At 46.1% G+C, this 23,244-nt stretch carries 20 protein-coding genes; 2 read left to right on the top strand and 18 right to left on the bottom strand.

Features of this window, described 5'->3' with window-relative positions:
- Positions 1–57: 57 nt before the first annotated feature.
- From rarD to PLA01S_RS15335, 7 genes are all read right to left on the bottom strand, one after another.
- Positions 58–936 (bottom strand): EamA family transporter RarD, encoded by an 879-nt coding sequence (rarD, locus tag PLA01S_RS15365; protein WP_127592951.1) that lies wholly within the window; start codon positions 934–936, stop codon positions 58–60.
- 157 nt (positions 937–1,093) lie between these two features.
- Positions 1,094–2,026 carry an aminoglycoside phosphotransferase family protein gene (locus tag PLA01S_RS15360; protein WP_127592950.1) on the bottom strand — a complete coding sequence of 311 codons (933 nt, stop codon included), beginning with the start codon at positions 2,024–2,026 and terminating at the stop codon, positions 1,094–1,096.
- 138 nt (positions 2,027–2,164) lie between these two features.
- On the bottom strand, positions 2,165–3,280 hold the full coding sequence (locus PLA01S_RS15355) for a kanamycin nucleotidyltransferase C-terminal domain-containing protein (RefSeq protein WP_127592996.1): 1,116 nt from the start codon (positions 3,278–3,280) through the stop codon (positions 2,165–2,167).
- A 624-nt stretch (positions 3,281–3,904) separates the two neighbouring features.
- Positions 3,905–4,309, bottom strand: a complete 405-nt coding sequence (locus PLA01S_RS15350) for a VOC family protein (protein ID WP_127592949.1) — start codon at positions 4,307–4,309, stop codon at positions 3,905–3,907.
- A gap of 887 nt (positions 4,310–5,196) precedes the next feature.
- Complete coding sequence (locus PLA01S_RS15345; RefSeq protein WP_127592948.1) at positions 5,197–6,420, bottom strand: cytochrome P450 family protein; 1,224 nt, start codon at positions 6,418–6,420, stop codon at positions 5,197–5,199.
- A gap of 19 nt (positions 6,421–6,439) precedes the next feature.
- Positions 6,440–7,057 carry a TetR/AcrR family transcriptional regulator gene (locus tag PLA01S_RS15340; protein ID WP_246059561.1) on the bottom strand — a complete coding sequence of 206 codons (618 nt, stop codon included), beginning with the start codon at positions 7,055–7,057 and terminating at the stop codon, positions 6,440–6,442.
- A gap of 206 nt (positions 7,058–7,263) precedes the next feature.
- Complete coding sequence (locus tag PLA01S_RS15335; RefSeq protein ID WP_246059559.1) at positions 7,264–8,256, bottom strand: LacI family DNA-binding transcriptional regulator; 993 nt, start codon at positions 8,254–8,256, stop codon at positions 7,264–7,266.
- A gap of 76 nt (positions 8,257–8,332) precedes the next feature.
- Between PLA01S_RS15335 and PLA01S_RS15330 the strand changes: the two genes are divergently transcribed.
- Positions 8,333–9,160, top strand: a complete 828-nt coding sequence (locus PLA01S_RS15330) for an HAD-IIB family hydrolase (RefSeq protein ID WP_127592946.1) — start codon at positions 8,333–8,335, stop codon at positions 9,158–9,160.
- Between the two features lie 115 nt (positions 9,161–9,275).
- On the opposite strand, the gene PLA01S_RS32595 is transcribed toward PLA01S_RS15330, so the two are convergent.
- The 3 genes from PLA01S_RS32595 to PLA01S_RS15315 form a co-directional block, all read right to left on the bottom strand.
- Positions 9,276–9,458 carry an HTH domain-containing protein gene (locus PLA01S_RS32595; RefSeq protein ID WP_246059573.1) on the bottom strand — a complete coding sequence of 61 codons (183 nt, stop codon included), beginning with the start codon at positions 9,456–9,458 and terminating at the stop codon, positions 9,276–9,278.
- A 377-nt stretch (positions 9,459–9,835) separates the two neighbouring features.
- Positions 9,836–10,813 (bottom strand): phosphotransferase family protein, encoded by a 978-nt coding sequence (locus PLA01S_RS15320; RefSeq protein ID WP_127592945.1) that lies wholly within the window; start codon positions 10,811–10,813, stop codon positions 9,836–9,838.
- Between the two features lie 261 nt (positions 10,814–11,074).
- Positions 11,075–11,503, bottom strand: coding sequence for a MarR family winged helix-turn-helix transcriptional regulator (locus PLA01S_RS15315; RefSeq protein WP_127592944.1), 429 nt, complete (start codon positions 11,501–11,503; stop codon positions 11,075–11,077).
- Positions 11,504–11,660: 157 nt separating this feature from the next.
- Here PLA01S_RS15315 and PLA01S_RS15310 point away from each other — a divergent pair, with 157 nt between their 5' ends.
- Positions 11,661–12,971, top strand: coding sequence for an amidohydrolase family protein (locus PLA01S_RS15310; RefSeq protein WP_127592943.1), 1,311 nt, complete (start codon positions 11,661–11,663; stop codon positions 12,969–12,971).
- A gap of 245 nt (positions 12,972–13,216) precedes the next feature.
- On the opposite strand, the gene PLA01S_RS15305 is transcribed toward PLA01S_RS15310, so the two are convergent.
- The 8 genes from PLA01S_RS15305 to PLA01S_RS15275 all read right to left on the bottom strand — a co-directional run bounded on the left by PLA01S_RS15305 (position 13,217) and on the right by PLA01S_RS15275 (position 23,184).
- Positions 13,217–13,450, bottom strand: coding sequence for a transcriptional regulator (locus tag PLA01S_RS15305; RefSeq protein ID WP_076106729.1), 234 nt, complete (start codon positions 13,448–13,450; stop codon positions 13,217–13,219).
- A gap of 203 nt (positions 13,451–13,653) precedes the next feature.
- Complete coding sequence (locus PLA01S_RS15300; RefSeq protein ID WP_246059557.1) at positions 13,654–16,218, bottom strand: DUF4855 domain-containing protein; 2,565 nt, start codon at positions 16,216–16,218, stop codon at positions 13,654–13,656.
- A 99-nt stretch (positions 16,219–16,317) separates the two neighbouring features.
- Positions 16,318–16,482 (bottom strand): hypothetical protein, encoded by a 165-nt coding sequence (locus tag PLA01S_RS31980; protein ID WP_164817429.1) that lies wholly within the window; start codon positions 16,480–16,482, stop codon positions 16,318–16,320.
- 37 nt (positions 16,483–16,519) lie between these two features.
- Complete coding sequence (locus tag PLA01S_RS15295; protein ID WP_127592942.1) at positions 16,520–17,794, bottom strand: Gfo/Idh/MocA family protein; 1,275 nt, start codon at positions 17,792–17,794, stop codon at positions 16,520–16,522.
- A 96-nt stretch (positions 17,795–17,890) separates the two neighbouring features.
- Positions 17,891–19,573: a response regulator gene (locus PLA01S_RS15290; RefSeq protein ID WP_127592941.1), complete on the bottom strand. Its 1,683-nt coding sequence runs from the start codon at positions 19,571–19,573 to the stop codon at positions 17,891–17,893.
- A gap of 12 nt (positions 19,574–19,585) precedes the next feature.
- Positions 19,586–21,316 carry a sensor histidine kinase gene (locus PLA01S_RS15285; protein ID WP_127592940.1) on the bottom strand — a complete coding sequence of 577 codons (1,731 nt, stop codon included), beginning with the start codon at positions 21,314–21,316 and terminating at the stop codon, positions 19,586–19,588.
- A 40-nt stretch (positions 21,317–21,356) separates the two neighbouring features.
- Positions 21,357–22,241, bottom strand: coding sequence for a carbohydrate ABC transporter permease (locus PLA01S_RS15280; protein ID WP_127592939.1), 885 nt, complete (start codon positions 22,239–22,241; stop codon positions 21,357–21,359).
- Between the two features lie 37 nt (positions 22,242–22,278).
- Positions 22,279–23,184, bottom strand: coding sequence for an ABC transporter permease (locus PLA01S_RS15275; RefSeq protein WP_174819221.1), 906 nt, complete (start codon positions 23,182–23,184; stop codon positions 22,279–22,281).
- Positions 23,185–23,244 lie beyond the last annotated feature (60 nt).

Here is a 23,244-nt window from a genome sequence, read left to right as displayed (position 1 = left end):
GCCCCATCGGACGGAAATGGCTGTTATGACTATGACGGTACCGGGGCGCCTTTGCCGTCAGTTCACCTTCGCGAGTTTCGTGCTGCGAACCGATGCCGCAGCGTATACGACGAGCGCTGTCCAGATGAGTGCGAAGCCGACGAGCAGAACCGGCGAGACCGATTCCTTGAACACGAATACGCTCAGTAACAGCATGATCGTCGGCCCGATGTATTGTACGAAGCCGAGCGTGGACAGCGCCATCCGGGCGGCCGCCCGAGCAAAGAAGAGCAGCGGCAGCGCCGTTACCACACCGGAAAGAAGCAGTTGGACGAACATGGACGCAGGCAGCGTCCATGCCGTCGTCTTTCCCACGGCGGCCAAATAGATCCAGTAGGCGAGCGCGAGGGGCAGGACTACAGCCGTCTCCGACAGCAAGCCTACAGAAGCGTCTTGTACGATCTTCTTCTTCGCGAGGCCGTACAAGCCAAACGACACGGCCAGCGAGATCGCGACCCACGGGAACCGCCCGTAGTCGATGGCGATGATGAGCACCGCAGCGCCAGCGATGGCAATCGCGAGCCATTGGCCGCGGTTTGGCTTCTCACGAAGGAAGACTACCGCTAGCAGCACGTTCAGCAACGGGTTCAAATAATAGCCGAGACTTGTTTCGACGACATGGCCGTTGTTGACCGCCCAGATGAAGATGAGCCAATTAGCAGCGATCAGCAGTCCGCTTGCGGCGAGCGACAGCAGGAGCGAGCGGCTAGCCGCAATCCGCTTCATGTCACCCCAGCGGCGCTGGATGGCGACGAGAATACCCATGAAGACGAACGACCAGACAACCCGATGTGACAGAATTTCACCTGCCGGGACATCGTCAAACAACTTCCAATAAAGCGGGAGAACCCCCCACATGATATACGCGATAATAGCGTTGACCAACCCATTGTTCATAATCGATTCCTCTCTTCTCGCTACGATGTCTGAACGAATTATACGCCTCGATCCTCGCTTAAGTAAAGGAAATAATTGTTCCGCTGGCAGGCAGTCACGCTCTTGCTCGATTTTGAGCTAGTACACGTTAGTTAACCCATGAGTTACTATTTCAGAATCATTTTAAACTCAATAGCTCATCACGGAGTTCGTAATAAGAATCATTCCATCCCATCTTCGAATAAAAGCGTAATCCTATCAATCCATTATAATATTTAGCACCAATTAATCTCTCTTTAAAATTCGGTATGGTAATACCCATTTCTTGCTGAACATTTTGGTATATTTGGACCACATCGAGATTCAAGTGTGTTTTGATGTGCCAGTCTAATGTTGCAAGATCGATAAGAAAATCTCCATATTTGCCATTGCTATCAATGACTCCAGTTATTCGTTGCCCATCAGATAAAATGTTGTACTGGTGGAAATCACCGTGAATAAAGTAACGATATGGTTCATTGTAGGTAGAATAAGCTAACAATCGGTTGTAGAATTCATCAAACACATCTTTCTCTAGACAGGATGTTTTGAATAAGTTGTGCCAGCCTTCCCAGAAGCTATCCGCTTGTTCTTCAGCATAGGTAGCAATAATATGTTCTCTCCAGGAATTATAAGTACCATCACCACTAGAATTTATCATCCCGTATCCTTTTGTTGTTCCTAACTTTACCTGGTTCATTCGTGTTAGAATCTGAATGACCTCCGGAAGCATTCTCTGTTGTTGCTCATATGTGCAACTGTTCAGAATCTGTCCGGCTATCTTTTCAGAAATCAAGTAGTTCAATGATTTAAAATTCCCTAGCTCCATACAGCGAGCAGACGGAATTCCGTGTGAAGATAAGAGGTTTGAAATAAATTTTTCTGTTTCAAAACTCCCAGCTATATCGCAGAATTTAATTATGTAATCCTTGTCAACAAAAGTGAAGGAGAATACAGTGCTTATATTCCCACCTTCTAATGGCGTTATTGCAATTATATCTGAACTAAAATGCTTACGTAATACAACTTTCACTTCTGAAATTTCTACTGTTGCTTTTTTGTACGCAGCCATCTATTTCAATCCTTTTTATATTCGTCTCTTTTCTTACATATAACGTTTATGAAAATCATCTCATTTTGTTACTATTAAAATATAGGCAAAGTATAATATCTGCCCGTTAGCTTACCGGACCCATGTTATCGACATGAATCAATCCATGTTCATATAAAATGATTCGAATTCAGCAACTGAGTCGAACTTGTTTAAAGATACACCTTCTGTTCTAAGGTGATTCTCTAACTTTTCTATAAGCTGCAGAACTGCAATTCGCAACGGTTCGAGATCTTTGGGATCCAGAAACGAAGTGAGATCTGGGTACCCGAAGCGATAATAGTATTCCCGATACTCCCCCAAATCGAAAATACCAGGCCAACGTCCTTTTTCGGCTGCGTATAAAATACGTGCCAAACCATCTTGTACACCTGTAGCAACGAAAAACGCGGTTTCATAGTGGCCTTTTTCGCAAGCGGTTAGGAGTTTGTTAAGCATTCCTTTTTCCTCTTCGTAGTATCCCTTCATCCAATCTTGGTAGGAACGTAATCCTTTGAGCTTGTTTCTTCGTTCTGAAATTAGATGAAGAGTGTCAAAAGTCAATTTCTCGCAAGCAGACTTGATTTCATCTTTAGAATGGCTGAACATCATTGTATCAAGATAAAGATCCAGTTGCTCAGGCTTCATTGGGAGATTTTTGACTTGTTCGCGATAATGGCCCCACATGCGTGTATAGTAAGTTTGGTTTAACAATGCAAGAGATCTAAAAATGTTAGCGGCAATTTCTTGTCCCAGTATCCGACAAAAGGATAAATCCATGGAGTCTTCGGCAAGTCGGAACTTCATCAAGCTAGTAAAACAATCGCGCACTACAACCTCAGCTCTGTTGATCAATGTTAGCATGTTGGACGGCTCCCCCATGGAAGATATGGTCTCGCGGAGTTTCATGAATTTCGCTAGGTCTTCTTCTGAACGCACATACAGTAGTTCACAGTCCGCAATAATGGTCGTGCTCCAATCTTCAGAGGTTGACATCCTTTCAGCACGATCCCATCCGATAGGCCAGAAATCAAAACTAATACCGTCGATTATAAACTGTAATTCCACTTGATTTCCTCTAGGTGTGGCCGGAATGAAGAAAAAGTCTAAATCCGATCGTTCTGTCGCCCTCCCCTGCAAATATGATCCGTAATATCCGACAATCGCAACATCCTGGGGGTAATGGGTCTTAATATGCTTGACAATGATATCAGCTACGGCAAAAACATCAACCATCATAGAACCTCCTTGTTCGTACGTCCTCTTTAATTATGTGATAGGGAATACTGGTCAAGGCATATGTTGATCGTAACGCTCATTCTAGTGCTGTACTACAAGATTAGGTTGTTATCCAGTAAGTGTAAATGGAAAAGATAATTATAAACAAATAGCCCTTGATGTTCTCGTGTGATATGCCCCGTATTGTAAAACCTTTGCATTATTCCTCTTGTTGAAACTTTTCAAATTCATTTTTCAACCAGTGTTGATTCTGATCAATTGACCACAACTGTATTGCCTCAACCATTTCCCGCATAAACATAAGTACCCATCCATGTTCGCAACTTGTACTCAACTCGGGACAAGAACTTGTACCGATAAAACAAAAAAGCCGCTAAAATAGCGACTTTCAATGGAACTATGTTCTTGTCCACCGACAGTTCTTGTCGTCTTAAACCAGTTTTCTATAAAACTGCGACTGTTACAACCTAAATGGCGCATATTTTTACAACAGCAGCCGGCAAGTATTTGGCTGCTGTTGTTGTAAGGTGCTTTGTATTCAGGTCAATTAAATCAACTTGATGATTTTGTTGGACGTCAATTATTCTGTGGGATGGTGTTCGGTTATGTCCCCAAGAAGAATCACCCCCTACCGCTGAACCGTTTGATCGCTTCCTCGGTCACCGGCTGGAAGAGGTTAATGAGGTTGCCGTCGGGATCACGGAACAACACAGCACGGTTCCCCCACGGCATCGTGGTCGGTTCCTTTACCCACTCGTCGACAAACGGCTTCAAGCGCTCGTATTCGGCATCGACATCGTGGACGCGGAACTCGAGGATGACAGTGCGATTATCGGCCGCCACTGCGGAACCAATGCCGAACAGTGGCACCGTCTGGGAGTGACCGATCGCCAGGGTGCACGATGGCACAACGAGTTCGGCAAAGGCAGCCGCGGGACGTTCCGCCGAAACACCCATAACTTTCTCATAGAATCTAACAAGACGATCCACATCGTCGGTAATGATACGTACAGAAGCAAAATTCATAAAATACCATCCTTCCTATAATAAATGATACAGTACCATATCATTTTTTGGGCAAGAACAAGCTCTCCACCCCATTATGTTTACTTAATCGATAATAAATTAACGCTACTGACAACGGTATGTCAGTAGCATTTTAACATTTTAGAGTATTCTCTCTGCTAATGTTGATACCCGCCCCGTTGACGCATGCACCTGTTTTCGATGCGAGCCCCATTTCATCCACCTGCAGACCGCTCTCTTTCAGACGTCAGGCCAATGATTGCCATTCCGCTTGACATGGAATTGCACTCGTCCTATCATCGGTACCACCCTAAAATTCCTGGTGATCATAGAAGAAAAACCGCCTTTGATTATGCGGCTGGATTGTGTGTTCCTCTATTGTTTCCCGTTAGAATTCCTGTAAACCAAAAAATTTGGTAATTGAACAAAAGTTACCCCATCCATAAATCATCATAAAGTCCCCATGATCCCATAGTTTTAACACAGAATAGGTACCTGGCGGTAGTGTAAACGACCGAATCTCCAAGGGTTGAATCTCCTCAGCATTTACCTCAGTCGGGAATGTTATCAAGTTCTTGTCATTGTGTTTTAACAAGTACTTGATAACATAAATATAAAAAGCCGCATAATCAGCGGCTTCTAATGATACTATGTTTTTGTCACCCGAGACTTGTCCTCCGACTCAATATGCTAAGGCTGATATTGTGTAGTGCCGTATATTGGTTTCCTTTGCGTGCCAAAGGTTTTACAGCAACCCTAAATTGATAAAAGGCGCAAAAATACCGGAGAGCGCTTGGGTGCGCCCTCCACAAGAAATGAACTCCATTAAATAAAAAAAGTCCGCAGCATAAAGCAGACTTTTCCTCTAATATGAATATGAAACAGCATTAGAAACGGACTGGAAGGCTCACCAAAGATCGCAGGGTGCTGTAATGATATGTCAAGTCCTCTGGTTTAACGTCAAGACGCAGGTTGGGAAAACGCCGCAATAGAGAGCTGAACGCGATTTGCCCCTCCATGCGGGCAAGGGGCGCCCCTAGGCAAAGATGGATTCCTCTACCAAAGGCCAAATGATCGATCTCTTGTCTTGTGATGTTCAGCCACTCAGGCCCGTCAAATCGGCTTGCATCCATATTCGCTCCGGCCAGCGAAACCACGACCATCTCGCCTTTTCGAATTTGTGTGCCATGTATTTCGATATCTTCAACCGCGACCCGGCTCGTTATCATGATCGGACCCGCATACCGCAACAGTTCTTCAACCGCAGCGGGCATAAGGGCCGGTTCCTCCTGAAGGAGCCGTATTTGTTCGGGATGTTGAAGCAGCGCCAGGGTTCCGTTACCGATCAGATTCACGGTCGTTTCATGTCCTGCCGTAATGAGCAGCCATATGGTGGAGAGCAGCTCGTTCTCGTTGAGCTTATCTCCCTCGTCGTAAGCCTGGAGTAACCCACTGATGACATCGCTCCCGGGGTGCTCTCTCTTTTCGGAAATCAAAGATTGAATGTAGTCAATAAACTCCTGAAGGACTCCTTGAACTAAACTTTCTTGGCCGGGGTTTAGCGCAGCCCGGGCCAGCTTGTGGGTCCACTCGCGAAAACGTGCCTGATGATGGCCGGGGATCCCCAGCATCTCCGATATCACGATGATAGGCAGCGGATAAGCAAAATCCGAAATGAGTTCCATCTTGCCCCGGGTGGCTACCTTATCCAGCAGCTCGTCGGCAATTTGTTGGATTCGCGGACGAAGCTCTTCAATCATACGGGGCGTAAATGCTTTGGAGACCAAACGCCGCAGCCGGGTATGATCGGGAGGATCCACCGTGAGCATATTGGGCATATTCTTGAACCATTCAAGCAATTCATTGACGGAGCTGTTCTGGGGTGAGGCTTTTTGCTGTGAAGAGTACTTTCGCCGATCCGAGAGGAACCGGGGGTCCTTTAAAATTACCGAGACATCCTCATACCGAAAGGCTACCCAAGCTTCGCCCATGCCAAAAAAGTCATCAAGCCGATAAAGTCCTTCCTGATGTTGTGTCAGCTTTTGGTAAAACGCATTAAAATCACGCATTGTGTCCGGCGACACAAAATCGTTGCTTGTTATGCCTTTCACGGCTGATCACCTCTTTACTTTAGTTTTCCATACCGAATCGGATCATGTCACAAAAAGCGTCCAGTTCCTTCATAAGGCTGCGGGTATAGGTTTCATCAATATGGTTCATACCGTTCGTCTCCTCCAGAAACTTCGTTTCGAAATGTCTGGTAACGGCCATGACGAGCTCGAATGCATGCTTGCGGTTTATGCCTTCGCGAAGCGGCACCTTGTCGAAAAGCCTTACGAGCATCGCTTGACGGGTTTCGCTGACCTGACCGTACTTATCCTCGACTTCCTCCTTCAAGCCATCGGGTGTGGCATAAAATGCTTCAAATACTAACTTCCATTCATCAGAATGCTCTCGAAAATAGTCGAGCTTCGCATGGCTTAACTGAGAAATGGCTGTAAAAAAATCGGAGTGTTCCGTCCACTCATCGTAATGGATGACGGTTCGGACTTTCTCAAAGCAGTGGTCAACTAAGCTAAGATACAGTTTCTTCTTACTCGTGAAATGATGAAAGATCAAAGCTTTGGAGATACCAGCAGCTTCCGCCAACATTTCCGTTGATGTATTCTTGTAACCGTTGCGGGCAAACACGGATAAGCAGGCTTGCAAAATCTTTTCCCGTTCGTAGAGCTGTATCGGCAGATTCATCACCTCTTTTTGAATTTGCTGACCAATTGGTTAGTAAGATCATACAGAATGCTGACCTGTCGGTCAATATAAATGAAAAAAATCCACCTGCTGAGAGCAGAAGGATTTATTGAGGTTATGGTTCAATGTCCTCAATCTCAATCATCATTCCTGACCGATAGAAGGATTTCACTATCCTTTTCTTTTTGTCTTTCACTTCACTTTTTTTAAGTAGAATTACGTATAATCAGCGAAGTCTTGTAGGTTTTCGCGATAGGAGCAGATCGCATCCCCTTCAATCTCCGGGTAAGACAATCTGTAACATCCCTGACCATATCGGGAATACAATTGGTTAATGTGGTCAGTTCCGGATTCGTCATCAATCCCACAGGATGGTTATCAAATCCGATGACGGACATTTCTTGAGGCACGGATATCCCCTTTTGCTTTGCTGCTTTCAATAAACCTGTAGCTACAAAGTCACTACCTGTTATCATTCCATCCGGCAATTGTTCAGAAGTAAATAATTGTTCTCCCAAGGCATAACCATCTTCCATCGTCACCAGACCCGTATAACATTGTGATTTCGTACACTCTAGGCCGAATTGTTGGTGAGCCAGTTGAAACCCGTTCCATCTTTTCTCTTGCAATAGTGTCAGGTGATCCATACAGAAAAACAGATGACGGCGCCCCTTGGACAGCAAATATGCTGTCGCTTGAAAGACCGCATCTTCTTCATCCAATCGAAAGACATCGAGAAACTCTCCGTCCATCGCTTCGTTGCATATGATTCCAATGTAAGAACCTATATATTCTTTAATTTCTCTCTCCGAGAAATGGGAATGAGCAATAACCACGGCATCCATTTCTCGACGTAACAATCGGGTATACACATCAAGTTCATGCTCGCGGGATAATTCGGTCTGATAGATGACAAGTTGATACCCCATTGAGCCTAAAGATCGACTTAATGCACTAACAAGCTGACTGAAATAGGGATGCTCCACATCCGGGACAAGCACACCGATATGATTGCTTGCCTGAAGACGCAACTGAACCCCCTGCGTATTGCGGACATATCCCAGCTCCGTAATGGCTTTCTGGACTTTTTGTCTGCTTTCAACAGATACATGTGGATGGTCGTTTAACACACGTGATACCGTCGACTTGGAGAGACCGCTTACACGTGAAATATCAATTATGGTGGGCAAAATTAACACCTCATCTAAAGTATTGACCTGGGAACGTTCCCTGCAACTATGATATCGTTAACAAACTGTAGGAGGAGTCACACTCATGGAAGTCATCTATACCCCCGCTGTAACCGAATATCTGATATTGTTTGATTTTGACGAAACGTATTACCCGCATGAATGTTTGCCTGAACAACTCAACATGGTGTACGAACTGGAACAATACCTCCAGCAGCTTGCCAGAAATCATCAAGTAAAGATAGCTTGGGTCACCGGAAGCAGTGTTCAGCAAATACAAGCAAAAATGAAAATAGCCGGTATGATGCAGCTCCCCCATTTTATAGCGAGCAATCTGGGCACAGAGATGTGGGAAGTCGAGCCTGACGGAAAACTGGTCACTGTTCCTTCATGGGCAAAAATTATAAGGGCATCCGGATTCTCTCGAAGAGATGTAGAAGATTTAATTAGCGAATTAAAATCAACATTCAACATCGTCCTTCACGAACAGACTCAATTTGGTCAATCCGGATATAAAATGAACTACTATTATTATCCGGTATCAGCAGCCAGAACCCAATATGATATTAGTATCATCAGGCACCTGGCTGCAAATTACGGGATCGGAATTAATATCAATATTTGCAATCCCAAGGCGGGTGATCCGGAGCACGCATATGATGTCGATTTTATCCCCGCAGGAACTGGAAAGAAAGCGGCTGTGCAATTCCTGATGGATTATTGTCAGGTACTCCTGTCCAAAACATTGGCCTTCGGTGACAGTGGAAATGACATCGAGATGCTTCGGATGGTTGCCCATGGATATCTTCTCCAGAACGCAACGGCAGAGGCAAAGTCATGCCACAACAACGTTGCCCCTTATCCTTACGCCGAGGGAATTTTGCATGTATGCAGAAATTTTTTTGGGGAGTAATTCATATTATGGCGTTTGCTCAGCTATTGTACAATACAAATACCGCCGCTTTCGTTTATGGAGAAGGGCGGTAGTAAGAGCGATGAGATCATATCTATAGTAAGCATCTGCCTGTCTAAACGCAAGCTGTCCATAATTTCAAATCAGCCTGCAGCCCCTGTATAAGAAACAATAGGACCCCAGCTATATTTAGCCGATCTAAGTCCCGGTAAATCGTGCGAACCGGCACTTCAAAGCGAATCGCTAGATCTTGCACACGAACTCTTTTTCGATTCAATAACAAAATAGTAATAGCCATAAGATTTTCAAGATTCATGAATGATTCCACCGTTTCTCTTCGTCATCCTTTATACAGACAAGTTGCACAACAAGCGCTTGTTGTCCGGGGGATCGTGAATGGATTCGTTTGTTTTTAATTTTCTACACAAAAGCCACCTGCCCGTTAGCTTAATGAAATTGTATGGAAATATAGTTAGATACTAATCTAATCGGCACTTGAGATGTCCCCAAGTTGCTGTTGCTTAAAGCTTGCTCGTTAATTTAATGAAGGCAGCCGATCGTTCTGGCCGGCTGCCTCCTTGTCTATATTCAACTAACGTTCCCGTTAGCTCTATGATCATGTCAGTCTTTCTTCTAATTCGAACTTCCACTTCATTTATACGATAGCGGCGCTATTTAGCTGCAGGCTTTTCCGGCCTGTATCAGTTCCAAATTCTTCTCTATCTCACCGTCAATCGCCGCTTCCCATCCGTTAGGAATTTGTGGTTTGTTAATGAGGTGGAGCATGGTGGATATGTCGGCAAGCTTGGATAGCGCGTACCATTCCTCGGGCAAAGGTTCTCTCGCCTTAAGGTTGTAGCCTTCCCGGAACGCGGCAACGGTCTCTGCGCCGATATAGCGCTCAACTTGCGTCCTTGTCCTGAAAAATTTGCCTATGTCATAAAAGACAGGCGCCGCAAAACAGTATTCGTAATCGATAAAACAAGGATCCAATGAAGGCGTGATCATAATATTAGAGAAAATGAAATCGCCATGCGAGAACACATGCTTGTCAGCAATCCTCTCTACCAATGCGGTGTGATTCGTTAGGAATTGCAAACACTTCTTTTTCGTTGAAGGTTGAATGTGGGCCCCTGCATGACCGTTTAGCAGGGTGTAAAATTGGCTCTCGAAGGATTCAAGATGTTCCGCGATTTGCATATACTCGTCTAACAGCGCCATATGCGGATATTCGGTTTGATGCAGTAAAGCAAGCGAACTGCCGATTCGATGCAAGACATGGTCGGGACATCCCGCGTTCCCTGCAATAAAATCCCCTAGAGTTGAGCCCTCAATAAACACCATGATTAAGTAAGTGAAAGGGACAATTTGCTTGCTGTCATCGAAGAAGAAGATCTCAGGGGTACGAATCCTTGCTTTCGCATACTGGTAGGCCGTTACTTCGATTCGGCTATGGTCGTTGTTCGTGGGATAAATCCTTAACACATATTTGCTACCACCTTCTGTCCGTACAGCATAATTGCTTGTGCTCATGCCTTTAGTCAAGGGCGAGATCTGGGTAATGACTGCCTTGGGATCGAAAGCGGTGAACAGCCTTCTTACTATGTCTTCGTTGAGCGCTTGAAAATCAAACAATCTTGCCGAGGCTTTCACCGCTGGCCACCTCCTTCTCAATTTCTAACCTTTACTAGTGTGACAACGACTTCGTCAATGAACTATCGTTCTCCTTTAGTTCAACAAAAACGCAGCCGAGCGTTTCGCCGGCTGCTGTCGTGTTGCTGAAATATAGTTCCTCGATAGTTTAATCAATCGTCGTAGTCGCTATTGAGCTTTTAATCTCCGTTTTTTGGACAGTATTACATAGCCTAATGAAACAAGGACTCCAAGCCGCTTTGAGGCAGATTCCAACCGCAATTATAAGCGTTCATTAATTCTGATCAACAATTCCTTTAAGGTTTGCTTCTCCTCTTCGGTAAGAACTTGAACGATTTCGTCCTCTACCTTTTGGAAGGAGTCATTAAAGTCTTCTATCAATTCAACGGCCTTTGGTAAAACATAAATATTTTTTTGTCGTTCATTATTGGCTGGGATTTTACGCTCGATAAATCCTCTTTGCTCAAGACCTTGAAGCATACTTGTAATGCTAGCCCCGCGCAGATGAAACCGATCGGCAAGATCCCTCTGAATTAATTCAGTTTCTTGATTCTCGTAGATATAGCCAATTATTCTTCCTTGTTGAGCGTTTAATCCTAACTCTTTTATGCTATCGTCCGCTTTTTTCTTTAACTTAAGGCCAATAATCTGAAACAAATCCAGATAAGGCGTATCCTTGCGAGGTTTCATGATCGTACCTCCCCATATTGTTAGAAAACTAACTGTAAGTAATTAAACTATACAGAGATCCAACTTTCGTGTCAAACAAACATTAGTTTGTTGACTGTTTGTTATCTAACAGTTATACTTCAAATTGTTTAACAGCAAACACTTGGGAGGAATTCAAATGGAGAAGGTAGCTCAAAATGCTGCGTTAGAACAAGTTACGGCGATTACAAATGTACGTATCTTTGATGGAGATCAAATTATTACGCCCAGATATGTTGTCATTAAGGGGGAGTACATTATTTCAGTGGGCGGAGATCTTCCGGCCGATGCAACGATTATAGATGGAGAAAATGCGACTCTAATGCCTGGTCTAATTGATGCACATGTCCACACTTCAATCGGAGGATTACGAGATGCCTTAAAATTCGGTGTGACAACGGAACTCGAAATGAACGGCGATTTTACTAAAAGAGGGCGCGAGATTCAGTTCAAAAATGTGAATGACGTCGCAGACGTCCGTTCTGCTGGCACAGCGATCACCGCTCCGGGAGGACACCCGGATGAATTACTGCCGGATGGAGATGAAATACCGGAATTCGTATTAAAGGAACTAGAGAAGTTATCGGAGGAAGACCGGGAAGCGATGTTGGCTGCATACGCTCACGATCACGAAGAAATACCGCAAGTGACGACGGTGGAAGAGGCAATTAAACATGTGCATACTCAAGTGGAAAATGGAGCCGACTATATTAAGATCATGATTGAAGAAGGAACGGTCATGGGTGCACCTGGCCTGCCTGTTCTTAGCGACGAGATTCTGAAAACAGCCGTGATAGAAGCCCACAAGTTCGATAAGTTGGTCATCGCCCACGTCTTGACGGCCCGTTCATCGCAAGAAGCCATCGACTTTGGAGTCGACGGTTTGGGCCACTTGTTTATCGACAGACCCGAGTATACATCCGAGTTAGTGAGGTCCATAGCGGATTCAGGTGCTTTTGTTACACCGTGCTTGGTGTTGAATTCATCTATTATTGGAAATCCTGCATCTGAATTGGCGAATGATCCGCGTGTTCATTCCAAATTAAGTCCGGATTGGATCGATATATTGAACTCCAGTTTCAATACGTTTCCACAAGGCAATATGGAGAACAGCTTTAAGAATGTGATGGACCTTCACCGTGCCGGAGTTGATATTCTGGTAGGGACGGATGTCGCTCCGGTTCCCGTTCCGAATCTTGGCGGCCTTGCTCATGGAGCCAGCGTCCATCATGAAATGCAATTGCTGGTGAAGGCCGGGTTCACTCCGATAGAAGCGCTTCAGTCGGCTACCGCGAAACCAGCCCGCTGCTTTGGTCTTAACGATCGCGGCCGTATTGCCGAAGGTGCGCGAGCTGACCTTGTACTGGTCAATGGCGATCCGACAACCAATATCTCGGATACCCTATCCATTAGAGCTGTTTGGTTAAATGGTGTGCAAAAACTGAGTTAATTTTTCTACTTTTGTAATATTAGTTTAAAATACTTTTGTGGCAGGGCACTCTACTTCGAGGAGTGCCCTGCTGTTCGTCTTAGTAATTAAACTGCCCGTTAGCTTAATGGATTAATATGGGGATAAGTAGTTAAATACTTATCTAATCGGTAATCGGCTCAAGTTCTTGTACTTTTCGGCGATAAAACAAAAAAAGCCGCTAAATTAGCGACTTTCTATGGGACCATGTTCTTGTCCCTCGAGAATTAATCTCCCTTTACTTCATTATCGTTCGGAATTAATTCATACAAGGCACGAACATCACAACCGATGGAATCGGCGATCGAAATGGCAATTTTGAGTGGCATCACTCTTTTGTTTTCAATAAAGTCGTAAACGCGTTCCGGTTTAAAAAGCAAGTCTTTTGCCAGCCATTCCGCTGACTTTCCGGATTCCATCAATCGTTCATTCAGTAAGCAACGTCCTAGTTCAAATTTCAAGAAGCGATGACCTCCCCATAAGATAATCTTTAACCTTAAGCGTTGTCCATTGCCAGCATGGATATACTTTATAAAGGGCCCCATAACGATGAAGTCCCCCATGCGTCTGCCCAATTTTGTTGGGCGAGTTCCATCGCCGGGCTATCGTTTCCCGTTAGTTTAATGATCCATCCAATGAAAAAGGAAGCAAGTCTATAAGATTTTTACGGCGTTGGCGGCATAACTACGGCTCCATTCGCCTTGCCGTCAAGGCCTAGAACTTCGATTTCATCAAGGAAAACCCAGACGTTGACCGGGAATTCGACCTTGACGTAGCGGGCGTATACTTTATCGGCTCCCGCTTTCCCCGGCACGCCGTCTGCTGACCCGCTCCATCTCACGAATTCAGCAGAGGCAGCATCTTGTGCCGGTGGCGGAGAAACGGTTGCGAGCGTGCTCCAGGTTTGACCGTTCGTTGATACGGAAAAAGCGACGTTCTGAGGGAAATAGATGCCGGGTCCTTGATCCTGAAGAAAATGGGCTCTGATTGATCCGATCGATTTGTTGCGGCCCAAATCCAAAGTGATGGTGCGGCTTCGTTCCTCAGGGTAGGCGCTTCCCGCATGACCCTGCCACTGCTCGTTGCTGAAATCCGTTCCGCCGAATAGGCCGTTCGTCAGTTCATTCCCGGAATCTGGATAGTTGCTGTTAGGCGGTTGCGAAATGGTATAGCTAAGACCTTGAGCCAGATTGCTGAGGCCCCAGTCGTCAGACCAAGTTTCCATGAGAACTTGGGCATAGGTATCAAGCACCGTTGCCGCCGGTGCCGAAATCAACCCTTGCGCTTGCACGGCCGGGTCGTGAATGTGTGCGAGGAAATCCTGCATATACGTTACGGCGTCCTTCGGCTTGTTTTGCTCCAGAAGCAGCTTGATGTTCTGCAAACGATACAATAACTCATTGCCAAAAACCGAAATGATCTCGTTCGACGCGATATAACTCCGTACAAGCTCCTCCATTGTCTCCGGCATCGGGCTGCTGTCAATCGTGTACGTTCCGTTCAAGAACTGGTACAGCCAGTCGTACATTAAACGCAAGCTTGGGTCCTTGCTAACCCCTAAGTTGTAAACGGCATTATTGCCTTGGTAATACGCTCTAAATCCATTCTGCATCAAGCCGGTTTCAACACCGCTGTTCAAGTATTCGATATAACGATCGCGGAATACGCTGTCCGTCAGCATCCGGTCATCGAACTCAAGCTCGATCGACATCCCATATTGCTTGGCCAGGTTCGCGGCATCCTCCAAGCGGTCGGAATCCATTTCGCCGAAGAAATAGTTAGGCTGAAGCGCCACGGCATCAAACCCTACCTCTTTCCACATAAAGCTTTTATAAGCCAAAGAGTGAGGAATCCAGAAAAATTTCAAGTTCATGTCATGAACTTTGCCGCTTACAGCTTTGAGCAAATCCGGGCCCGTATCGCTTGTGCTGATTTGTTCTTCCAGCCAGTACATGCCGACAAGCTCCAGATTGGAATAGTCCGCCTCTTGCCATCTTTGGCGGACCTGATCCAGCCACCACTGCATCGCTTTTATCCGGTTTTCGAGCGCTCTCTCTTTGCCGACAACCGAGTCGTTAAAGCTTTCGGATACCCCGTCACCGTCAACGTCGCCAAAGTCGTTTACGTATTCCCCCGGGTTCGGAATCATGAGCACAACCTTCATTTTATGATCAGGCTGGTTCAGCTTGGCCCCGACTTCCACTGTAGCCTCATTCAACTGCTGCATATCCCCCGCGGCTGCGAAGGTTTTGTCCAAATACCAGTTCCAGTCCTCCAGGATCGTTTGTCCGACGCCGAAGTCACGGCCGGCAGGCGAAGCCAGTCCGAGATATAATATCCCGTCAAAAAGCCAGTCGACAGGCTCGCCATCTTGATTTACATAACTGATATTAGGGATAATCCGTTCTTTGTTCCAATCACCCAAACCATCTGCATATTGTCCGTTATACAGCAGATTCAGGTTCCGAATACCGGCTGTAGCTTCTCCCGGCTCCAAAAAACGAGGCTGTTCGGCAGGAACCTTTACCGCCCCCTGGGCCTTGCCATCCGTCCCTATAATTTCGATTTCGTCAATGTATTCCCATTGCGAAGGATGCATCGTAAAGGTTACTTTAACATAACGGGCATAAGCCAGCTTGCCGTCCGTATTCCCGCCTTTGATTCCATCCCGGCTGCCGTCCCATTCAAAGCTCTCCTCTCTTGGCGGTCCTTCCCCCCAGAGCAGCTGGGTCGTGTTATGGGAAAGCAGTCCCCAATTTTCTTTATCGTCGGAAACATACATCGATACCGTCAAAGGTACGAGGATCGAGTTGGTAGGATAGTCTTGAAGAAAGTGAGCTGTAATCTTTCCGACTGACTTTTCCTCAGCGAGATCGAAGACGACTTCGCGCGTTTTTCCACGCACATGCCCTACCCATGCCGGATCATTCATATCCAATGTGCCATATTTTCCGTCCGTGAGCTTGTATCCGTCATCGAGATGCGAAGCTTCCGGAGCTTCAGACCATTCATACGGGAGGCCGGCCGCAAGATTGCGGAATTGCGTCTCCTCCACTGCCGAAGATGCTGCCGTCTGGTTTGTATTCGGTGCTGATGGCGCCTGGTCTGCAGCTCCCGCCTGCGCAATATTCACTGTCGGAACAAGCGATTTCGCCTGCACCGCAGAAACCGGGGCCATCAGCAATACCACTGCCATGAGGACGGATCCCCATTTCTTATTCGAAATCATCTCGGGTCAACTCCTTTTTTTAATCTCGAGTGTAGAAATACCTGAATTCCTTACCTGCTTTGTGATGAATACCTGAATGGATCCCCCCTTTCACGAAAATCAGGCCAAGCCATTTTTGGAATCGCTTTCAACAATTAAAAAATTCTCATTCCCCATTTCCTTTTTTTGCTCGCGAACTTGTGCGGCATCCGGGGTACTCACTTTCCAAGCCCGGACGCCGCGGATGTCCGCCATCAATACGGCGCAGCAAGTGATTCCGTTCAATTTGGCCTATCCCACATCGTTTTGCAGATTTCTACAATTAAACGCCCGCTTCTTCCTTGTGATACATCTCGGTCAGCTTTATGCTTCTGCCTTGCTGTAAACGGGATCGTTCGGAAGCGAAGGCAATCAAATGGCTTTGCAAGGAAGCTGTAGCCGATGTAAGGCCTTGGGACGGGTTGCGATCGAACTTATGTACATTGTTGAGGAAGGAGCTCACCATACGCTCATCGCCTCCGCCGTGGCCGTCTCCCTGCACGCTGCATTTAATTTCAATCTCTTCGCCCGTCGCATAGCGGTACAGCGTAAATGAGCCCTTATCCATGTCGCCAATGATCTCTCCCTGCGTGCCCATAATCTGCACACGGCGAGTTGCGCTCTGAGTTAATCCCGACATAATAAAGTTAGCGTTGGCACCGCTGGCAAATTCCACATTGACGACCTGATGGTCGACAACATTGTTATCGCAGCGATAGACGCAGCGGCCGAACGGTCCTTCCTTAAGCGCCCGGATAATGCCTTCCTGTGATAAATCATGCGTCATATAGCGCGCCCAATGATCGGCAGGTTGTTCCAAATACATTTTAATCGCTGAAAAGGCACATTCCCTCTCGGCTTCGCAACCGTCGATGCAGCGGTCCGTTGCACCCTCCGGCGCGTTCTCGGCTTTAAAATGCAGCAATGAGCCAAAGGAGCTGACCGCTGTGCACGGCTCATCCATCAGCCAGGAGATGAGGTCCAGGTCATGGCAGGATTTAGCCAAAATCATCGGGCTTGTTTCCTCGGAATTCCGCCAATTACCGCGTACGTAGCTATGAACCATATGGTGATAGCCTACGTTTTCGGTCAGCTGAATGGTTCCGATGGCACCCAGCTCCCCATCCTCGATGCATTTCTTGATGCCCAACCAGAATGGGGAATAGCCAAGCACATGCGTGACCACCAGCAAACGCTTATGCTTAAGAGAAGCTTGCTCCAGTTCTATGCATTCCCGCATATTCGGTGACATCGGTTTCTCCAGCATGACATGGTAGCCAAGCTCCAGCGCTTTCAATGTTGGTATATAATGCATCCGATCAAGCGTGCAGATGATCATCACGTCGGCTATTTTTCCCTGCTCGAATGCTTCTTCCCAAGAATGATAAACATGCTCTTCAGCGATTTGATGAATCTCTGCAAAACGTTGTCTGCGTTCATCATCCGGCTCGGCTACGGCAACAAACTTCAGCTCATTCGGAAATTTTTCCGCATACGGTCCATAAATGTATCTTCCTCTACTGCCTGCGCCTAATAGTACAGCCGTTAATGTTCTCAATGTTAGTCCCCCTTGCATATACAATTGCATCATATTTTCATTGTAAGGGGTGACTCCGCGCATCAAAATAGATCATTGCTTACATTCCATATACATTTATTGACCTTGCTGCATTGTTTCGGTTCGGGCCGTCCGAAAATCCTGCGGCGTCATATCATTTTGCTTCTTAAAGAAGCGGATAAAGGCAAGCGCTGAATTGTAGCCGAGCTTGGCGGCAATTTCATTGAGCTTCATGGATGTATTGAGCAGCATGTCCTTTGCAATGACATTCCGGTAATCATTTACGTATTTAGACAGTCCGATTCCGGTTATCTGCTTGTAAAGCCTTGATAAATAGGATGGATTCAAGCTGACATAATCCCCGATCGCGGTTAGGGATATATCATCCGCAATATGCTCCTCTATATAACGATGCACCTTATTGACGACCTCCGCCGGCAGCTCTGTCCCTCGAATCGCATTCCATTCAAAAAAGCAGTCCGCGATTTGCCAATAGTATGGAATGAGCTCAGTCCATGAAGCGGTCTCCTCCTGACGGAACAGCATATCCAAATTAATCTGGGTATTCATATAGTCTCGGATATCTTTATTTTTGTGCAAATGCGCCAGAAATACCGCAGATAGGAAATGGTACAACTCCACCTTGCGCTCATAAGGAGTATCCGGATCGTTCCAGACGTCTGTCAATTCAACAAATAGATGATTAAACTGCTCGCGGTGATTATTTTCAAGACAGCTCATCAGCAGCTGTACGCGAGCGTGAAAAAAGCTGTCATGATAGCTGTTCGCCTTCTCTTTTTCTTCGGACTTCTGAATATCTTTATCGGTCATGATGACCTCATGGAACAAGCCATGTCCTTGCATAAGACCGTATTTCATCGCATGAAAACGATCCGACAGCCGATTCCATGGGACAGCCTCGCTGCCAATAAGAAAAGATACGGAGAGGCTCAGCAGCTTTTTGCTGGTCGCCTGGATCGTCTCCAAATTGCCGCTCACATAGCGGTATGCCCTAGTCCATTCCATCGTACCGGTATCCGCCGTTACTTCCGGGCCGGCTTTAGGCTGGAAGATCCATACCATTTTGTTCATGTCAAATACGACGGAGAAGCAGCGCACATGGGCGGATAAATACTCATCGCCGATATTTTGCAGAGCGTAAGCGAGCAAAGCCTTGTCCGGCGCCGTGAACATTTCCTTCCAGGCATCGATCCGGCCAATCAGTAAATAGACAGGCAGCGATGCGTCGAGCGGAATGTCCATTTCCGCAAAAGCTTCCCGAAGCTGCTGTCCCGTCATCGTCTTGCCTTGAAATAAGCCCCAAATATATTCCTTCTGCAAGGAAGGCATCGCTATTCTCATTTTGGACTGGGCACGCAAGATCATTTGAGCCTGTCCCTGTTCCTCTTCAATTTCCTCTATCGCCCGTTCAACGGTATGAATGATCTTCTCGTCGCTTTCCACTTTCAGCAAGTAATCAAAGGCGCCAAATGTAAGGGCGTTCTTCGCATAGTGAAAATCATTGAAACCTGTCAATAAAATAACTTTGCAAGCCGGCCACTGCGATTTGATTTCCTGCAGCAGCTCAATGCCCTCTATCCCGGACATCTTAATGTCCGAAATCACAATGTCCATCCGGTGATGTGACAGCACCTCAAGCGCCTCTTCGCCGGAATAGGCTTTCATGACCTCAAGCTCCAAATGCTCCGTCTTCTCGAACAAATCCAGAAGACCATCGACAATAATCGGCAGATCATCCACGATTAATAGCTTGTACATGGCGATTCCTCCTTAGCTCATGCTCAGTTTAATAATAGCTTGAAGCCCGCCAAGCTCAGAGCGTGATACGTCAATTCCATACTCTTCTCCATAACGAAGCTGAATTCTGCGATGAACATTAAGCAGGCCGGTTGACTCCTCCATCTGGTTGGTTGAATAACGCAGCCTCTTGCCAAGCGCTTCGATCTCCTCATCCGTAATGAATTCGCCGTTATCTTCTACATAAATGTACAAAGCATCATTTCGCAGCTTGCTGTGCACCCATAGCTCGCCCGTGCCGCGCATATTGCCGAGGGCGTACTTATAAGCATTTTCAATAATAGGCTGCAAAATCAATCGGGGGACTTCAATCGGCTGGGCTTCGACTTCAAACAGCACGTGGATGCGATCCCCGTAACAGATCGACTGCATCTCCACATAAGTGCGGGAATGCTCAAGCTCCATCTCCAGCGGGATGTCGTCATCATGTTGGCGAGTAATGAATTGAAAATATTGCCCGATGTACAAACAGAACTGGTAGGCTTTTTCCTTCTGGTTATCGGATTTAATCAAGCGGCAAAGCACGAAAAAGCAATTATATAAAAAATGAGGATTGATTTGCGATTGCAATCTTTTCAGCTCCGAACGCTGATTGCGAATTTGCTGCTCATAATTTTCCTCAATCAATGTTTTCAAAGATTTCACGGTATCGTTAAAAGCCTGGTATAAATAGCCGAACTCATCCTTCCTGCGGTCGATCAAGATCGGCTCCAGCTCGTTTTGCTGCATGCGCCGGAAGGAACGCACCAGCTTGATCAACGGACGGTATATTAACCGAATTAAAAAATAGGTAAAGAATAAAAAAATAAAAACAGCAAGCGCGCAAGCCCACCAAAACAAAGCTTTATATACCTCGAGCGATCCGAGAATCATCTCTTCCGGTATGCTCGTTACCATGTATGAATTCCATAGGCTGGAATATTTGAATACGGTTAGATATCGCTTATTTTTATAATGGATCGTATCATAGCCTTCATCCATTTTCGCCGCCTGCTTGTCAAAAGCCAGCTGCTTCATCAGATCATGAAAATCAAGGTCGGAGCCGCTATTGAATTCCCAGCCGCGCTCCAGATTAAACAATACGGTCTGGCCACCCCTGCTATTGCCGATTTGCGCTAAGGTTTCTTTCATTTTGCCGGTTGAGAGCTCTACGCCTACCACATAGAGCGGGTCCTTTTTGCCTGCAGGGTACTGCATCGTTATAAACAGCCGGTCCTGCCAATAAATAAAGGGCTCCGTATAAAGCTTCTTGTCTGGCTGCATCGCTTCATATTCTTCCGCATCCAGATTGGTTTCAAAGCTGTTGCTCAGCACCGTTCGCTCGATATGCGGAATGTACGCCTTCGCCTCGCGAATGAACGGACTGGAATTTTTCATTAAATCCAAGCGGTGCTGAATATCCAATATTTTATACGACCGCTCATAGGAGTTCATCTGCTCGCCTGTCGCCGCCACTTCCATTAAATCCCTGTCCATGACGTAGTTAGGCAAATATCGGCTGATCCGGTCTGCTTCCTGATCCAGGGAGTCTAAATAAAACCGCGTCGTATTTAATATCGAATCGGATATTTCACTGCGGATATGATCGGCCCCTTGCTCATTCATCATCCAGGTAAATGCCATAAGCGGCAGTAAGGCCGCCAAAAAGGCAGCCATTATTTTTCTGAATATAGAGGAATCCTGTAAAAAGAATATACTTTTCATCGTTTGTTCTCCTGTGCCTGAGATCTACGACCTTCCTTGTCTATTCTTTTACACTTCCCATTACAATGCCTTTGATGAAAAACCGCTGCAAGAATGGATAGACAATAAGAATCGGGAATGCCGCTACGAAGATTTGTGCAGCCCTGCTTGTACGGTCAGACAGCTGGAGCATGAGTTCCACATTTTCTGATTTAAGAAATCGAAAATCCATCTTAATAATAACGGTTTGCAAGAAGGTTTGCAGCGGGTAATTTTCCGGATGATTCATATAAAGCATGCCATCGAACCAGCTATTCCAATGCCCTACCATCGTAAACAGCCCTGTTGTCGCCAGTGCGGGCAACGATAGCGGAACATATATTTTCCAAAGTGTTGAAAAATGCCCGGCTCCGTCGATCCGTGAAGCATCCTCAAGCTCTCTGGGCAAATTGCGGTAAAAGTTCAAAAGCAGGATGACGTTGAACACGTTAATCGCCATAGGAAACACCAGTGCTCCGAGAGAATCAATAAGTCCCAGGCTTTTAATCGTCAAATAGGTAGGAATGAGTCCGCCGTTGAACAAAATCGTAAATACGAAAATCCAGGCATAAACGGTTCTTAGACGAAACGTATGGCGATCCTTGGATAAAGGATAAGCCGTAACAATCGTTAACAGCATGCTTAATGCCGTCCCTACAACAACCCGTTGAATAGAAATGCCAAAGGCTCTTACATATTCAGGCTTGCCGAACACGTTATCATAAGCCGCCGTTGTAAACTCTACCGGCCACAGCGCAACCTTGCCGGCTGCCGCCGCCGAACCCGAGCTAAAGGAAATCGCCAAAATATGAATAATCGGCATTAAACATAAAAAAGATATAAACGCAAGAAAGATAAGATTGCAAACTAGAAAAGCCCTTCTTCCGAATGACGGTTTAATGACCATGTTGTGTCTCCTTTCTGAATCACCGACTTTTCCGCTACTAGAAAATACGGTAATTCGCTAGTCGGTAGGCGAGTACGTAGGATACGGAAATGAAAATAAAGGATACGACGGATTTCAATAAGCCGACAGCTGTGGCAAATCCGAACTGGGCTTGCTGTATCCCCATGCGGTAGACGAAAGTATCGATGATATCCGCACTTTCATAAACCGGCGCGCTGTACAGGTTAAATATTTGATCAAATCCGGCATTCAGCACATTGCCGATATTAAGCGTAAGCATAAGAACGATGATCGGCATCATGCCCGGCAGCGTCACGTGAAGCGTTTGTTTCCAGCGGCCCGCACCATCGATTTCAGCGGCTTCATAAAGCGTAGGATTGATTCCTGTTAGCGCCGCCAAATAAACAATGGTCCCAAATCCAAATTCTTTCCATACATCGGAGATAACCATGACATAAGGAAACCAGTTATTGTCGCCAAGAAAGAATATCGGCTTGACGCCGAACCATCCAAGCAGCTGGTTCAATATGCCGGAGGAGGGAGACAAAATATCGACCAAAATACCGCTCAGCAGCACCCAGGATAAGAAATGGGGCAGATAGACCAGGGTTTGAAACGTTCTTTTCATCCATTCTCTGCGCAATTCATTCAACAAAATAGCAATGGTGATCGGCACGAACAAACCGGCAACGATTTTCATTACGGCAATATATACCGTGTTAAAGAAGATACGGCCGATATCCGGATAATCCATTAACAGCTGGAAGTTCCTCAATCCGATAAACGGGGAGCCGAACAACCCTTTATTCGGCACATATTTTTGAAATGCCATCATGATTCCTGACATCGGAATGTAACTAAAAAGAATAATAAAAGCCAAACCCGGCAGCAGCATCAAATGAAGCGGCCATTCCTTCTTCCACATGCGCGTCAAACTCTTCATATCTTCACCTCGCTGATTCACTTATCTGTTGTGCATTCCTTGCCCAAGAACCTGATTGTT

Source organism: Paenibacillus lautus NBRC 15380, assembly GCF_004000945.1.
In the GTDB taxonomy this organism is placed as follows: Bacteria; Bacillota; Bacilli; order Paenibacillales; family Paenibacillaceae; genus Paenibacillus_AQ; species Paenibacillus_AQ lautus.
The sequence above is the reverse complement of the archived record's forward strand: the minus strand, read 5'-3'. Positions and strand labels throughout refer to the sequence as shown.

Excerpts from the sequence above, each read along its gene's own strand:
- rarD (WP_127592951.1), bottom strand. The coding sequence starts at position 936 with ATGAACAATGGGTTGGTCAACGCTATTATCGCGTATATCATGTGGGGG.
- PLA01S_RS15360 (WP_127592950.1), bottom strand. The coding sequence starts at position 2,026 with ATGGCTGCGTACAAAAAAGCAACAGTAGAAATTTCAGAAGTGAAAGTT.
- PLA01S_RS15355 (WP_127592996.1), bottom strand. The coding sequence starts at position 3,280 with ATGGTTGATGTTTTTGCCGTAGCTGATATCATTGTCAAGCATATTAAG.
- PLA01S_RS15350 (WP_127592949.1), bottom strand. The coding sequence starts at position 4,309 with ATGAATTTTGCTTCTGTACGTATCATTACCGACGATGTGGATCGTCTT.
- PLA01S_RS15340 (WP_246059561.1), bottom strand. The coding sequence starts at position 7,057 with ATGAATCTGCCGATACAGCTCTACGAACGGGAAAAGATTTTGCAAGCC.
- PLA01S_RS15330 (WP_127592946.1), top strand. The coding sequence starts at position 8,333 with ATGGAAGTCATCTATACCCCCGCTGTAACCGAATATCTGATATTGTTT.
- PLA01S_RS32595 (WP_246059573.1), bottom strand. The coding sequence starts at position 9,458 with ATGGCTATTACTATTTTGTTATTGAATCGAAAAAGAGTTCGTGTGCAA.
- PLA01S_RS15315 (WP_127592944.1), bottom strand. The coding sequence starts at position 11,503 with ATGAAACCTCGCAAGGATACGCCTTATCTGGATTTGTTTCAGATTATT.
- PLA01S_RS15310 (WP_127592943.1), top strand. The coding sequence starts at position 11,661 with ATGGAGAAGGTAGCTCAAAATGCTGCGTTAGAACAAGTTACGGCGATT.
- PLA01S_RS15300 (WP_246059557.1), bottom strand. The coding sequence starts at position 16,218 with ATGATTTCGAATAAGAAATGGGGATCCGTCCTCATGGCAGTGGTATTG.
- PLA01S_RS15290 (WP_127592941.1), bottom strand. The coding sequence starts at position 19,573 with ATGTACAAGCTATTAATCGTGGATGATCTGCCGATTATTGTCGATGGT.
- PLA01S_RS15285 (WP_127592940.1), bottom strand. The coding sequence starts at position 21,316 with ATGAAAAGTATATTCTTTTTACAGGATTCCTCTATATTCAGAAAAATA.
- PLA01S_RS15280 (WP_127592939.1), bottom strand. The coding sequence starts at position 22,241 with ATGGTCATTAAACCGTCATTCGGAAGAAGGGCTTTTCTAGTTTGCAAT.
- PLA01S_RS15275 (WP_174819221.1), bottom strand. The coding sequence starts at position 23,184 with ATGAAGAGTTTGACGCGCATGTGGAAGAAGGAATGGCCGCTTCATTTG.